Genomic DNA, 12794 nt, shown 5'->3' with positions numbered 1-12794 from the left:
TGTTCTCTTCAAGAGCGTCTGCTCATTACGCGAGCTCTATATAAACGTTCCCGTTTTCGACGATCACCGGATACGTGCGAACGGAGTATTCGTCGTCGTTCAGGCATTGACCGCTCTGTAGCGAGAACGATTTCTTATGCATGGGGCATGTTACTTTGGGCTCTCCCTTCTGGTCGCCGATCAGGCCGCGAGCCAGTAGCATGCTGCCCGAATGAGGACAGGCGTTCTCGCAGGCGTACCATTCCTGACGCGACGTGAAATGAAAGACGGCGATCTGACGCCCGTCTACGCGAACGCAGGCACCGCCTTCGACGGGAAAATCCTCTACTGTTCCAACTCTGTGTTTTGTGAGCGTTACTGTCATTTCCATGTCTCTACCCTTTTCGTTTTCTTAGAATCTTTAATTGCAGGCGTTATACGAGTGCCGGCTGTTTCTGGTTGCGCACCGTATGAAAGCGGAGCGAATCATCGCCAGTGCTTTCATTAACGAAGCTGCGGAAGGCCTGCCGACGCTCTGCATTCGTCACAACCTCTTTCCATTCGCAATGATAAAGATTGATGAGCGATTGCATCTCAGCCTCAAGCTCGGCGTTGATACCGAGGCTATCATGAATGATAACTTTTTTGAGGTATTCGATGCCGCCTTCAAGCCCGGCAAGCCAGGTGGATGTTCGCGTCAGCTTATCGGCCGTGCGAATATAAAGCATCAGGAAGCGGTCGATGTAGCGGATAACGGTCTCTTCGTCGAGATCCTCGGCAAGAAGCACGGCATGCGCCGGATTGACGCCACCGTTCCCGCCGACATAGAGGTTCCAGCCTTTCTCCGTGGCGATGATGCCGAAGTCCTTGCTGCGAGCCTCGGCGCATTCGCGGATGCATCCTGATACGGCCGACTTGAGTTTATGCGGTGATCGCAGGCCTTTATATCTCTCTTCGATGCGGATGGCGAATGAGGTGCTATCCTGCACACCGTAGCGGCACCACGTCGAGCCGACGCAGCTTTTTACCGTGCGCAGGGCCTTACCGTATGCATGTCCGCTTTCAAAGCCGGCCTCGACCAGTTCCTGCCAGATAAGGGGCAGGTCGTCCAGGCGGGCGCCGAGCATGTCGATACGCTGGCCTCCGGTGATCTTGCAATAGAGGCCGTACTTCTCGGCGATCTGACCGAGAATGATGAGATTGCGCGGAGTGATCTCGCCGCCGGGGATGCGTGGAATAACCGAATAGCTTCCGCCTTTCTGGATAGTCGCCAGGTAGCGATCGTTCGTGTCCTGGATCTCTCTGTGTCTGAGAATCGGTTCGTTATACAGCGAGGCGAATATGGAGGCGATGGCAGGCTTGCAGATCTCACAGCCGTGTCCCTGTCCGACCGATGCGATCGTCTCTGAAAACGATTTCAGCCCGCGCACCTTGATGATCTGAAAGAGCTCCTGACGGGAATGAGGGAAGTGCTCGCAGAGAACGTCGCGCACGGTCGTTCCGTTGCGCTTCAGCTCTTCTTTCAGGAGCATGTTTACCTGAGGCAGGCATCCTCCACATCCGGTTCCTGCGTTGCATGACTTCTTCAGGCCTTCGATCGTCGTGCAACCTTCGTTGATCGCCTGCTTGATCTGGCCGCGCGAAACGTTGTTACACGAACAGATCTTAGCGGTGTCGGGCAGGGCGATCTCGCTTGCCCCGCTTGAAGTTGCGATGAGACTTTCCGGGTCTTCCGGAAGCTCGATAGCGTTCTGATACAGGGCAAGAAGAGTTCCGTAGGCCGATGTATCGCCGACAAGAACGCCGCCAAGCAGAAGCCGTCCGTCCTTTGATATTAAGAGCTTTTTGTACGTACCCTTTCGCGGATTTCGAAAGACGATGGGCACATGCGGCTGTTCGCCGAGAGCGTCGCCGAATGAGGCCACATCGACGCCTATAAGCTTCAGCTTTGTCGACATATCGGCCCCTGCGAAAGCGGCGGAGCCCGACTCAAGAATACGCGAGGCGGCGACCTCAGCCATATCATAACCCGGAGCGACAAGCCCGTAGACCATTCCGTTATACGAGGCTGCCTCTCCGATAGCGTAAATAGCGGCGTCGCTTGTCTGCATGAATTCGTTCACGACGACGCCTCCGCGCGAAGCAACGTCAAGGCCGCAGGCTCTTGCCAGTTCGTCGCGCGGACGGATGCCGGCCGAGATGACGATCATGTCGACGGCTAACTGCGTTCCGTCCGAAAAATGCATGAGATGGCCGACGTCACCCGTAACGTGCGTGGTCTGCTTTCCGAGATGGATCTTGATTCCCAGCTCTTCGATTTTCTCTTTAAGAAGAGCGGCTCCGTCCGCATCAAGCTGACGCGGCATCAGGCGCTCGGCGAATTCAATGACATGCGTTTCGACTTTGAGCCCGTGCACCGCCTTTGCCGCCTCAAGGCCAAGCAGGCCTCCGCCTATAACGGCTGCGGTGCGAGCGGAGCTGCATCGCTCATAGATGCGTTCGACGTCTTCGATGGTGCGATAGACAAAGACGTCAGGGCGATCGTTGCCCTGAAAAGGCGGAATAAAGGCAGAAGAACCCGTCGCCAGAACAAGACGATCATAGCAGACGGTCTCTCCGTTCTGCAATGCTACAGTCTTCGCATCTCTATCGATGGCGACGGCGCGACCCGGAATCAGCGTGATATTGTTAGCGTGATACCACTCCGGGGCGCAGAGGTAGAGGCTTTCCGCAGAGCGGTTCTCGAAGTAGTCGGTCAGATGCACGCGATCATAGCTGCGCCCTTCTTCGCCGATAACGGTCAGACGCAGATCTGATCCGGCCTCGCTCAATCGCTCCAGCAGACGGTGGGCAATCATGCCGTTCCCGATGATTACAATGTTCTGTGCCATGAAATGCTCCTCTGTGGAGCATTTGCAATGTGTGTGCCAACCTGCGACAGAGGCAATTCAGAGCCTTTTAACGATCATTCCTATGGAATTAATAGAGAATTCGCTGAAAAACTTGAAGGTAGTCTCAATTAGCGCCCTGATTCTGCCTCTGAATCTCAATATATGTTTATTTTGCAATAGAAGATGGAAATACTACCGTTGTGCATTGCTTAATTTGTAGGCAGGTCGGATTTCCGCTATGCAAAAAGATTAGACAATCCGCTTTATTTTAATACCCGTGAGACCGAGATGCTTGTGCAGGCAGCTTTATGTCTCCCTCGAAGCGTCCTCACAGGCCTGACTGAAGCGCCTGATCGAGCTGTTGTACCGAAGAAAAAGGAGTCTGGCAGGCGAAGTCCTGACAGAGATAAATGGCTGATCGACTCCTGTCTTTGCCGGCGATCAACGAAACAGGCGAATCGGAATCTACACTGAAGGCATAGACGGCGTCGCCATCAAGCCGACTCCCGATCAGCTTGAGAGCCTGGCCGATAAAATCCGCCTCGCCAGTGATGGCGATCTCGCGAGCTTCGTCGCTGAAGGTCAGGAAGGCCGAAACCATAGCCGGATACGCCCTTGCCGCCTGTGCCCATTCGGGCGAGAACTGTCTCAGTATAACCTTTGCCGTCTCTTCGTAGATACGGGCGGACTCTCCGTAACGGGAGAGCGTCACAAAGAGACGAAGCGCCGCTGAAGGCCCCGACGGCATCACTCCGTCATAGGAGTCGATCGGACGCAGGAAAAGATCATCAGAATCATCTTCTGCCGTTTCATAGAGGCGACCGTCCGCAAAGAACGATGACATGATGGCCTCCGCTCGCTCCAGAGCTCTGCGCATATACACAGACTTTCCTGTGACGCGAAAGAGATCGATTAGGGCGCATCCGAGAAGGGCGTGATCGGTTAACGTTGCCTTGAATCTCGCCTCGCCGTCGCGGTAGCGTCGCATCAGCTGCCCGTCCTGCATGAGATGGCTTTCAACAAAGTCGGCGCAGGCCACGGCCATATCGGCGAGAGAGGCATCGCCGAAAACGATGGAGGCTCGACTCAATGCCGAGATCATAAGGGCGTTCCAGGAAGTGAGGATCTTGTCGTCTCGCAGCGGCCTGATGCGCCTCTCGCGAACGGCAAAAAGGGCCTGCCTGGCCTTCTGTGTCATCTCGTTCAAGGACGTGAGCGTAAGCGAATGCTGTGAGGCGAAGTCTTCATCAGAGCCGGTCAGGTGCAGAATATTCTTTCCCTCAAAATTACCGGCTTCGGTTACGTTCCAGTACAGAGAAAGCAGACGGATCTCGTCGTCTGATAATCCCGACGAACGAAGCGTCTCGCGAAACTCCGCCGCCGACCAGACGTAAAACTTGCCTTCGACTCCTTCTGAATCGGCATCTTCGGCGCAGTAAAAGGCGCCCTCCGGCGACATGAGATCGCGGCGCAGATAGGCGATGACGTCATAGGCCATCCGGCGATAGAAATCGTTACCCGTGATGCGATAGGCTTCGGTTAAAGCCTGGAGAAAAAGCGCATTATCATAGAGCATCTTTTCAAAATGCGGAACCAGCCAGGCCGGATCCGTCGAATAGCGACAGAGTCCGCCGCCGAGTTGATCGTAGATGCCGCCGCGACTCATAGCCTCAAGCGTCTTTTCGACCATTACAAGAACGGACGACGATCCCTGTCGGTCGCGTTCATGCAATCTGAGAAGCAGCATCAAGGCCATCGACGGCGGGAATTTATTCGGGCCGTTGCCGTAAAAGCCGCCCCGCTGCACGTCAAAGGCCTGCTCCATCTCGCCGATGAAGCGAGCGAAGATCGATGGGTCCGGCAAATCTGAAGCGAGAGCATTCTGTTCGTTTAAGAATTCGGTAATCGAAGAAGCGGCCTCAAGCAGTCGGGGGCGATCGTTCTTCCACATCTGTGCCAGCGTACCGAGCATCTGCTTGAAAGAAGGGCGACCGTGAGCCGGCTGAGGAGGAAAGTAGGTTCCGCCGGTGATCGGTCGACGGTCTGGTGTCAGGAAAAGATTCAGAGGCCATCCGCCCGGCTGCCCCATCGCATGCAGCGCCTTCATGTAGATAGAATCGACGTCGGGCAGCTCTTCGCGATCGACCTTGATGGCCACATAGTGCTCGTTCAAGAGATCGGCCGTGCTCTGATCTTCGAAGGATTCGCGTTCCATCACATGGCACCAGTGACAGGTTGCATAGCCGATGGAGATGAGGATGAGCTTATCTTCGTTGCGGGCCTTTGTAAAGGCCTCTTCGCCCCAGGCATACCAGTCCACAGGATTATGGGCATGTTGCAACAGATAGGGGCTTTTCTCGTGGATCAGTCGATTGGTCTTTTGCATAGGTTCGCGGTTCGCTTCTGGTTTCAATATATAAGGGGGCGGGGCAACTGGCAGACGTTTTTCGCCTTAGCTGTTGTCGGGACGGGTTGTCTCTTGCGATGCAGGATACGCGCACGCATCGATCCAGCGACCGAAAACGTCGTCAAACAGGTCAGGCTCTTCAAACATGGGATTGTGGCCGCTCTTCTCGAAGATGAGCTTCGTTATTCCGAAGCGGTCTCCTGATTCGACGCTACCCGATGTAGCGAGATCATCCCAGAGAGAGACGGGGGCGACGAGGTAGTCGTACCGGCCCAACCCGAGAAAGACGGGCTTCTTCTGTGATAGGGCGACGATCTTTTCTTTTAAGTCGATGCGAGCAAAGGCATCTCCCCACAGATGATCGATGATGGGCATCTGTGTCGGCAGGCCTTCCCAATGAGCGGCCGCATCGACATTGAAATCGTAGTAGCTATGCGTGCGCATACGCGTCATTAGATGAGCAAAGCGACGGCCAGGCTCATTTGCTATGGCCGCTTCGAGGTCGGCCATGTCCTTCTCAAATCGACCCTTCCGCTCTGGCCCGGCATGTTCCAGGAAAAAGGCGAAGCTTCCGTGCTGTCTTGCCTTGCTGTTATCGGGCGCCGTATTCAGAAGCGCAAGGGCCTGCACGTGCTCGGGATATGCCTCTGCATAGGCCGTCGCCATGAAGGCATGACCGGAATGACCGACGGCGATAATTCGCTCGATTTGCAGTTCACGCCTGATGTGCTCTATGTCTTCGACGATGCGATCAAGGGAGCCATCCTCTGCCGTAACGTCAGACCGATCACAGCGGGCAAATCCGCGATGGTCGACGAATACCATCCGGTAGCGACGCTGCAAGTTCTCTGAGAAAAGCCGCCCATAGTAAAGAGCACTACCGATCACAAGCAGTGTCATATCGGATGAGGATTCAGAGACGGCGTAGTTCAATGAGAAATCGTCGATTTGAACGGTACCCTGTTGCACTTTTCGCATAAGAAGAAACGACATTTTTTTTGCATTTCGTATGTGTTCAAGGAAAACACAGGGCCGTCTCTTACGTCCTATACGGCATGGGTAAACGGCAACTTCTTTCAGGCGCAGTGACTCTTTTCGTTCTATTCCTGGCATTCGGTTCATCGAGGCAATCTCATGCAAAAAGCCCGTTTCGCTGGCAGAAGGTCGACACCACAATGCCTTCGCTGCAACCGCTCCTTGAAAACGAGACCGTGGAGCGCGGCGACCTCGTTCTCTATCATGCGGGTGCCTTCTACTGGTCGGCACAGCGCAAAGAAGACGGCAAAACACAGTATGGCATCGTCGGGCGCGGCGATCAGAAGTCGCAGTTTATCGCCACTTCTGGCCGGGTCCAGGGTATGGCCGCCTGGGGCGAGACTCTCGTTCTGCGTCTTCGCGACAGCCTTGTGCAGATCGATCCTTCTTCGGGAGAGACTATAAAAAGCTACGCCCTTCCGAAGATGGTGAATCGCCAGCCGATCGCATTCTGGCAGGGCAAGCTCGCCCTGGTCGATCAGAATCGATTGCTCTATTATAACTGGCCGGAATCGGGCACCGAGCTTGTTCCGGCGGGTGAGTCAAAGCCTCTGCCCATGGAAAAGGTGCAGCGAGCCGTCGTCTGTGGGGATGCCCTGCATCTCTGGTCGTCTTATGGCGGAGCAAAGATCGTATCAATAGAGAAGCCGATCAATGAATCCAGAGTGTCGGCCATCGCCGATATCGGCAAAGCGACGGAGCGACGCACAGGCGGTGATTACCGGTGGTTCTGGAAGATGGCCTGTGACGGCAAGACGCTCGTGACGGCCGACGTGGATCAGAGCGTCTCGACGTTGCACCGATATCTCCAGCTCGGGCAGAGCTGGCTGCCTGTTACCGACGATATGGAATGCCTGAGTGACGGGGCAGCCTGCCGGCATTCAAAGCGTGAGGATTGGCTTGAATACTACGTTTCACCGGCTAACCGGGAGTTTAACGGCGTCGTACTTCTGCCCGCGTCCAAGACGATCTCTCAAAAAATCGAAGAAGAAGAGATGCCATACGGCGGAGTTATCAAACGCGACAGCGAGGGCAATGCTGCCCTGTCGTTGAACACACGCATCACGGATCGTCCGGTATACAGGGCGCGTATCAGCCGTTACAGGGTGGAATTTAACCTTGAAGCGCGTTCGACCGCTTTTACAGATCAGAGTATTCCCGATACGCTGGCCGCTTATCTCGCGGACGGCCCCCAGTATCGTATTACCGACCCAGTTATTACCGAATCGCGCGATCGACTGCTGCAAGACCATGCATCGGTTGAATCCTATATCAATGCACAGTATAACCTTGTGCGACGCAGCCTTGTCTACAAACAGGATGGCCGTTTTGACGCGGCCCCTGTCGTTCTGAAAAACGGACATGGCTCCTGCACGGAGCACAGTTATCTTCAGATCGCCTTACTGCGCAGCGCCGGTATTCCGGCCCGCCTTGCCTGGAACTGGTTGCCTACATCCGATACGCCGTCTTTTAATCATAAGGTGGCCGAGATCTGGACGCCGGAGTATGGCTGGATCATCTCAGAGCCGCTTTCCTCGCCACGCAAGAACGCTGGCACCGTTTACGGCTATCACATCGTCTTCGCCAGGCTTGCCGGACCGCGACATGAATTCATCAATAGAGGGGATCGTCTGATTGCTCATAACGGGAAGATTGCAGAAGGCGACAGGCAGCCCGAGCTTTCTCTAAAACTTGTCCCGGTCGCCGGAGCGAAAAGCCGCTCCATGGTAGAAATGGCCCAACCGATCGAACCGTCAGAGCCGCTCGAAAGAGGCATAGGAAATCCGGCACGCGGCGATATGGTCGAGTGATGGAACTGGCTTCCCGAATTGACGGATCGAATTGACGGCAGAGACGTTCGTAAGACGGTCGGCCCATGCCGTCCTTTTTGCGATCTCTTAAAGATGCTCCGGTGACTGTCCTTCGTGGTTCGGTCACGAGAGTTTTGGTTGTGACTCTCACCCTGGGGGCCTGCGCAATGGTTTCAGGTTGCTCTACGCTAACCGAAAGAAGCGGCACGCACGAATCGAACGTTACAGGCCGAAACGGTCCGGAATTGTTCGCAAAGCTGCCCGAAACGCTCACCGAGAAAGAGGCCCTGCATCAGGAGGCCAGGATCGTTCGAACACAGCTGACCGGAAATCCACGACACGGTCGCTGGGCGCAGGTCGAACGGGGAAGAGCCGTTATCGTCGGCATCGATAAAAGCATGATGCGCCTGCGGCTGCTTTCTGGCGTTGCCGACCCAGGCGATCGAATCCTCTGCTGCTACGGAACGATTGACGATGCCGATACAGAAAGACCGGTGCGAAGTAATCTCGGCACCGGTCGAAGAAAAGAAGGGGAAAAAAGGCCGAAGCCTTCGGGTTCGCTCAGGGATTCGGTATTACTCGATTGAACATGTCGAGTACGATCATTCCCGTCATCAACGCAAAAAGCAGAATCGGATAAAGGATACCGAACATCCAGATGAGCTTGCTCTCGTATTTCATGTGCATAAAATAGAGAAGAACAAGCATCGCCTTTACCGAGGCGATGACCATGGCGACGACGACGTTGATAAAGATGCTGCCGAGGTCGATATACGAAGCGCCGACGGTGATAGCCGTCAGAATCAGAAGCGCAGTGCCCACGATGAAGTAGGTTCTGGTGGGAGAGATGTGCCCCCGGCTTACCTGTCTTGGAATATGCATAGTTTACTCCTGAATTATTGAATCAGATAGAAGAGCGGGAAGAGGTAGATCCAGATAAGGTCCACCAGGTGCCAGTAAAGGCCGCCGTTCTCCACTGGAGTATAATACCAGTGGCTGAACTCGCCGTTCTTCATCTTGATGAGAACCCATGTCAGGACGGACATACCGATAATGACGTGTAAGCCGTGCACGCCTGTCATGATGAAATAGAACGAGAAGAACAGGTTGATTCCGTTCTTGTCGATCGGTTGGCCTTCCCACTGCGCCGGAACAGGTCCGTAGGCATGTGTTGCATGGTCCAGTACGATCTGCGCGACGTTACCCGGGAAGATACCGTGGGCGAACTTACCCGAATACTCGAAGTACTTCACGATAAGGAAGCCGCTGGCCAGGATGATCGTCGTGGCAAGCATCCACATGCTCAGCTTCTTGCGTCCGCGCTGGATGGCGTCGATGGCAAGGGCGACGGTGAGCGAGCTGAGAATCAGAATGACCGTGTTGATCGATCCCATGATGCGATCGAGCGACATATGAGCGAGCTTGAACTCGTTCGGGAATTTTGCATGAAACAGACCGAATCCGGCGAATAAAACGCCGAAAAGCAGAAGTTCGGTGGCAAGAAACAGCCACATGCCGAGCTTCGCTCCTTCGTATCCGGCCAGCTCTTCGTGAACAGGGTGTTTCACCTCTTCAAAATCTTTGAATGACTGTGCTGACATACTACCTCTTATAACAATGGCTCGATGGCCTTATTCAATACCCTGGAATCCTGACAGGACTCCAGGGTAGCTACCGCTGAATGCATTAACCGGCAGCAGACTCTTTCTTCGTCTGCGTTTTTCCTTCTGTTCCGTAGTCATAGATATCTTCGGGAAAGTGAGGGATCTCGACGAAGTTATATGTCGGCGGCGGCGAAGATGTCTGCCACTCGAGCGACAGAGATCCCCACGGATTGGCCTCTGCCTTAGGACCGCGGAACGCCGATACAAGCAGGTTCGTCAACGCCAGGATATAACCGAGGCCGTTGAACCATGAGCCGACCGTCGACATCTGGTGCCAGATCTGAAAATGCGGCAGGTAGTCGAAGTAGCGGCGCGGCATGCCCTCGAAGCCGAGAATGAACTGCGGCAGGAAGGTGGCGTTAAACCCGAGGAAAAGGATCAGCCAGGCCCAGAAGGCAAGCGGCTTGTTATACATGCGGCCTGTCAGTTTCGGGAACCAGTAATGAAGGCCGGCCACAAGAGCGAAGACCGTTCCGCCCTGCATCGTGTAGTGGAAGTGAGCCACAACGAAGTAGGTATCGTGCAGATAGACGTCCGTCGTAAGAACGGCGAGGTGGATGCCCGTCAGGCCGGCGATCGTGAACATGAAGATGAAGCCCAGCGTATAATACATCGGAGCTGCCTTCAGATCGATCGAACCTTTCCAGAGCGTCGCAATCCAGTTAAAGACCTTGATGGCCGTCGGAACGGCGACAAAGAAGGTCAGGAAGCTGAACACGTAGCGGGCCCAATCCGACATGCCAGAGACGAAGAGGTGGTGCCCCCAGACGATGAAGCTGACAAGGGCGATGGCCATCGAGGAGTAGGCGACGGCCTTGTAACCGAACATCGGCCGTTTCGAGAAAACAGGCAGGATCTCGGCCACGACGCCGAAAGCCGGCAGAATCATGATGTAAACGACCGGATGCGAGTAGAACCAGAAGAACTGCTCGAAAAGGATCGGATCGCCGCCTTTCGCCGGATTAAAGATACCGATATCGAGAACCCGTTCGAGGATTAAAAGCACCAGGTTCATACCGACGACGGGAGTCGCCAGGAGCTGGATCACGGCCGTCGCATAGATGGCCCAGATGAATAGCGGCAGGTTGCCCCAGCGCAACCCCGGCGCTCGCATACGGTGAATCGTCACGATGAAGTTAAAGCCTGTCATGATGGAAGAGAATCCCATCACAAAGGCGCCAAACGTCAGCCATACGACGAGGCCGTTTGTCTTCATCGAGTAAGGAGCATAGAACGTCCATCCCGTATCGGCGGGGCTGAGCAGGCTCACAAGAGCGATCAGCGAACCGATCAAGTACACGTAGAAGCTCGCCAGGTTCATGCGCGGAAAGGCAACGTCTTTGGCGCCGATCAGAAGCGGAACAAGGAAGTTCCCCAGCGTGGACGGAATGCCCGGTACGATAAACAGGAAGGTCATCACGGCGCCGTGCACGGTGAAAAGCACGTTGTAGGTATCGGGCGTGAAGAAGGTGGAGCCAGGAGCAAGCAGCTCAAGGCGAACGAGAAGGGCGGAGATGCCGGCAATAGCAAAATAGAAGAAGATGACGAATGTGAACATCACACCGATCTTCTTATGGTCTGTGGTGCTGAGCCAGCCCCAGACGGACCGGCCTACTTCGAGGTAGGGCCGGTTATCGTCATGTGCATGTGAATGGGCAGACATAGAATCGATTACCTCTGATTATTTCAACGTCTTGATATACTCAATGACGGACAGGATTTGCTCTTCGCTCAGATCTTGCGGAGGCATGATCGGCGCATAGCCTTCGGGGACCTGCGAATTCGGATTCAAGATGGCCTCGGTGATGTAGTTTTCATCTACGAGAACTTCCTGACCTGTCGTCAGCTTGCGCTTAACGCCGTAGAGTCCTTTCCAGGAGGGACCGACCAGCTTCGAGCCGTCGAGAGAGTGACAGGATTTACAGCCCGATGCGCCGTAGATCTTCTCGCCTTCGGCCGGACTGATCGCTCCCGAGGCCTCTTCCAGCTCGGCCAGCTTCTTGCGATAGAGCTCAGCCTTGAGCACAACGACACTACCAAGCATGTAGGAGTGATCCTTACCGCAGTATTCGGTGCAATAGATCGTATAGGTGGCGCAGGTGCCGGGCGCATAGCCGACGCATTGATCTTTCACCTGAGGGATCTTACCCTCCTGCTCGCCGGTCAGCGCATAAAAGGCCTTTCTTTCGGCCTCTTTCATATTGGTCTGCGTCTCAGAGATCAGCGGCGTGAATTGCACGTAGGTATAAATATTGCCCACGACATCTTCTTTCACGCGAAAGGCCGGTACGAAAAAGCTATGAATGACGTCAGATGACTTCATTATCAGCGTCACCGGTTTGTTCTCTTCGACGTACAGGACGTTGTAGGATTTCAGAGCCCTGTCTTTGCCGTCTGTGCGCAGAGATGCCGGGTAAGCGAACTCCCACGCCCACTGTTTTGCCGTTACGCGAATCTTTGTTGCCTCGTCCTGAGCGGCTCGCAGTTCACGGAAGTCTTTAAGTCCAATTATATAGAAGAAAACAAAGACGATGGAGGGAACGATCGTCCAGACGGCCTCGACCGTATGGCTGTTGTTCACTCGTGACGTCTCGTCGTTTTCAGAACGCCTTCTATACCGGATGATGAAATACACAAGTGCTCCGTTTGTGAGCACGAAGGCGAGACCGGTGACGAGATTCACCAGGTTCATCATATAATTGACCTTCGGCGCAAATTCGGAGGCGGTGTCTATGAACCACTCTAACATAGTTTCCTCTTTACTGATTCGGGCAGAGCCCGACCCCATGAATTCTGTTCTCAGAATCAGTTCAAGAACAAATCGAGAACCGGTCTAAGAAAAAGATGATTCTAAGATTGGAGTTTCCGCAGATCTGAAACGCGCCTTACGGAACGGGAAGCAGTAAACTGAATGAGGGCTCAAATACCGGCCATGCTCGTAGCCTGCTCCGCCACAAATCAACGCATCGGCACGGGCCCTTTGCGCGAGAAGCGCCTATCCGATCTT

General features: G+C 54.6%; 10 protein-coding genes. 2 read left to right on the top strand and 8 right to left on the bottom strand.

Features of this window, described 5'->3' with window-relative positions; translation table 11 throughout:
- Positions 1-25: 25 nt before the first annotated feature.
- From nirD to LEPIL_RS07315, 4 genes are all read right to left on the bottom strand, one after another.
- Positions 26-370 (bottom strand): nitrite reductase small subunit NirD, encoded by a 345-nt coding sequence (gene nirD, locus LEPIL_RS07330; protein ID WP_002771396.1) that lies wholly within the window; start codon positions 368-370, stop codon positions 26-28.
- Between the two features lie 43 nt (positions 371-413).
- Entirely contained in the window at positions 414-2870 is a 2457-nt protein-coding gene (nirB, locus tag LEPIL_RS07325; RefSeq protein WP_002771394.1) for a nitrite reductase large subunit NirB, read from the bottom strand.
- Between the two features lie 328 nt (positions 2871-3198).
- A complete protein-coding gene (locus LEPIL_RS07320) occupies positions 3199-5256 on the bottom strand; it encodes a thioredoxin domain-containing protein (protein WP_002771391.1) in 2058 nt (685 codons plus the stop codon).
- A gap of 66 nt (positions 5257-5322) precedes the next feature.
- Complete coding sequence (locus tag LEPIL_RS07315) at positions 5323-6270, bottom strand: alpha/beta fold hydrolase (RefSeq protein WP_002771389.1); 948 nt, start codon at positions 6268-6270, stop codon at positions 5323-5325.
- Positions 6271-6452: 182 nt separating this feature from the next.
- Between LEPIL_RS07315 and LEPIL_RS07310 the strand changes: the two genes are divergently transcribed.
- Both LEPIL_RS07310 and LEPIL_RS07305 read left to right on the top strand, forming a co-directional pair.
- Positions 6453-8123 carry a transglutaminase-like domain-containing protein gene (locus LEPIL_RS07310; RefSeq protein ID WP_157135035.1) on the top strand — a complete coding sequence of 557 codons (1671 nt, stop codon included), beginning with the start codon at positions 6453-6455 and terminating at the stop codon, positions 8121-8123.
- Positions 8124-8263: 140 nt separating this feature from the next.
- Positions 8264-8710, top strand: a complete 447-nt coding sequence (locus tag LEPIL_RS07305; protein WP_143464621.1) for a hypothetical protein — start codon at positions 8264-8266, stop codon at positions 8708-8710.
- Here LEPIL_RS07305 and LEPIL_RS07300 read toward each other — a convergent pair.
- The 4 genes from LEPIL_RS07300 to LEPIL_RS07285 form a co-directional block, all read right to left on the bottom strand.
- Positions 8685-9005, bottom strand: a complete 321-nt coding sequence (locus LEPIL_RS07300) for a cytochrome C oxidase subunit IV family protein (protein WP_002771383.1) — start codon at positions 9003-9005, stop codon at positions 8685-8687. The genes LEPIL_RS07305 and LEPIL_RS07300 overlap by 26 nt on opposite strands.
- A gap of 14 nt (positions 9006-9019) precedes the next feature.
- Positions 9020-9724, bottom strand: a complete 705-nt coding sequence (locus tag LEPIL_RS07295; protein ID WP_002771381.1) for a cytochrome c oxidase subunit 3 family protein — start codon at positions 9722-9724, stop codon at positions 9020-9022.
- Positions 9725-9809: 85 nt separating this feature from the next.
- On the bottom strand, positions 9810-11450 hold the full coding sequence (locus LEPIL_RS07290; RefSeq protein ID WP_002771380.1) for a cytochrome c oxidase subunit I: 1641 nt from the start codon (positions 11448-11450) through the stop codon (positions 9810-9812).
- Between the two features lie 18 nt (positions 11451-11468).
- Positions 11469-12536: a c-type cytochrome gene (locus LEPIL_RS07285; RefSeq protein WP_002771378.1), complete on the bottom strand. Its 1068-nt coding sequence runs from the start codon at positions 12534-12536 to the stop codon at positions 11469-11471.
- Between the last annotated feature and the right edge of the window lie 258 nt (positions 12537-12794).

Origin of the sequence: Leptonema illini DSM 21528, assembly GCF_000243335.1 — a bacterium.
Lineage (GTDB): Bacteria > Spirochaetota > Leptospiria > Leptospirales > Leptonemataceae > Leptonema > Leptonema illini.
Note: the sequence above shows the minus strand (reverse complement) of the source record. Positions and strands in the feature narration are given on the sequence as shown.